Origin of the sequence: Pelomonas sp. KK5, assembly GCF_001984095.1 — a bacterium.
GTDB lineage: Bacteria > Pseudomonadota > Gammaproteobacteria > Burkholderiales > Burkholderiaceae_C > KK5.
In genome coordinates this window covers 1-1,880 of the sequence record NZ_LYVQ01000448.1, presented here as the reverse complement: position 1 = coordinate 1,880, position 1,880 = coordinate 1, and the positions used below count along the sequence as shown (strand labels likewise).

Genomic DNA, 1,880 nt, shown 5'->3' with positions numbered 1-1,880 from the left:
GTGCCTTCCTCGCCGCCCTCCCCGCCGGCCGTCGCAGCCGCGCCGGTGCCCCAGCCGGTCATCGGCACGACGCAGGCCAAGCTGGACCGCCTGATCGTCATCGCGCTGGACCCGGGCCACGGCGGCGAGGACCCGGGCGCCAGCGGCCCCTCGGGCCTGCACGAGAAGGACGTCGTGCTGCAGGTGGCGCTGAAGCTGCGCGAGCGGCTCAACGCCAACCCGAACATCCGCGTGATGATGACCCGCGACGCCGACTTCTTCGTGCCGCTGGGCGAGCGGGTGCGCAAGGCCCGCCGCGTGCAGGCGGACCTGTTCGTTTCCATCCATGCGGACGCCTTCACCACGCCGCAGGCCCGCGGCGCCTCGGTCTTCGCGCTGAGCGACGGCGCCGCCACCAGCGCCGCGGCCCGCTGGATGGCCGACAAGGAGAACGCGGCCGACATGGTCGGCGGCGTCAACAAGGCCGTCGCGGTCAAGGACGCCGCCGTGCTGCGCGCGATGCTGGACATGAGCACCAGCGCCCAGATCAAGGACAGCATGAAGCTCGGCTCCGAGGTGCTGCGCCAGATCGGCGGCGTCGGCAAGCTGCACGCCGGCCGCGTCGAGCAGGCGGGCTTCGCAGTGCTGAAGGCGCCGGACGTGCCGTCGATCCTGGTGGAGACCGGCTTCATCTCGAACCCGGAAGAGGAATCGAAGCTGCGCGACCCGGCCTACCAGGACAAGCTGGTCGAGGCGCTGGCCACCGGCATCGCGCGCTATTTCGCCAAGAACCCGCCGCTGGCGCGGCACCGCGTGATCTCGTAGCCGGCGGGCCGCTTCAGCGCGTGGTGCGGAAACGCTCCCTCAGCCGCTCCAGCTCCGCGTCCGTGATGCCCAGATCGGTGGCGCTGAAGGCCCGCGTGTCGGGCGTGTGCATCAGCACCGCCTGGGTCTCGTTGACCATCAGTTCCTCGTTGCCGGCGTCGTAGTCGACGCTGGCGAGATAGCGGCGGAAGCGCTGGCGCTCGTTGTCGGTCAGCGAGCGGCGCCAGAAATCCCAGGCCTGCTGGCGGTAGTCGCCGTTGGTGAAGAACTCGCCGTGGCTCAGCTCATGGCGCAGCACCGATTCGCGCCGCCGTGCGTCGATGCCCTCGTCCTCCGGCGTCTTCGGATCGTCGGCCTGCACGGCGGTGAAGCTCACCAGCGCGCGCTCGGCGGTCGAGTGGTAGCTGCGGTCCACCTCCTGCTTGATGATGCCCCAGCGCACCAGCGCCTCGCGCAGCCGCAGCTCCTGCCCGTTGAGCACCGTGCGGGTGGAATCGGCCAGCGTGTAGAAGCGCGCCACCCGGTCCATCGTGTAGTCATGGCCCTGGTAGAAGGTGGAGACGTTGTCGTTGCTGCGCTTGAGCAGTTCGGCCATCTCGCGGTCATCGAGCAGGCGGTCGCGCGGGCCGGCGCGCTTCTCCAGGTAGGCGGCCATGCGGTTCATCGTCGTGCCCTGCTCCAGCAGCGAGGGAAACTCCAGCACCAGGATCGCCGTGTTGCTCTCCAGCCGCCACCAGCGCCAGTCGGCGGTCGGCTGGGCGGCCAGCATCTGCTCCGGCGTACCGGCGGGGATCGGCGACGGCGGCGCCGGCCGCTGCCACAGCCAGACCGCCAGCCCCACCACCAGGATCACCAGCGCCGTGCCGATGCTGGCCAGCAGCGTGACGATCATGCGCGTGCGGCTGCGCCGCTTGCGCGAGGAGGAGGAGGAAGAGGACGCCCGGGCGCGCGAGGGCGCCCCGTTGCCACTGCCGCTGCCCTTGCCCGACGACCGGTGCGAGTGGCCGGAGCGCTGCCGCCGCCGCGGCGCCAGCAGCGCGGCAGTCGGGTCCAGGGCCGCCGGCTCGGTGCTCGGC

The 1,880-nt window shown here is 71.5% G+C and carries 2 protein-coding genes; one reads left to right on the top strand and one right to left on the bottom strand.

What is annotated here, in order from left to right; all coding sequences use genetic code 11:
- The coding region (locus tag B0W88_RS31535) for an N-acetylmuramoyl-L-alanine amidase (protein WP_198938003.1) at positions 1-804 on the top strand (804 nt) is incomplete at its 5' end.
- Between the two features lie 13 nt (positions 805-817).
- Here the strand turns inward: B0W88_RS31535 and B0W88_RS34075 are convergent.
- Positions 818-1,880: hypothetical protein (locus tag B0W88_RS34075; RefSeq protein WP_198938002.1), on the bottom strand; the 1,063-nt coding region annotated here is incomplete at its 5' end.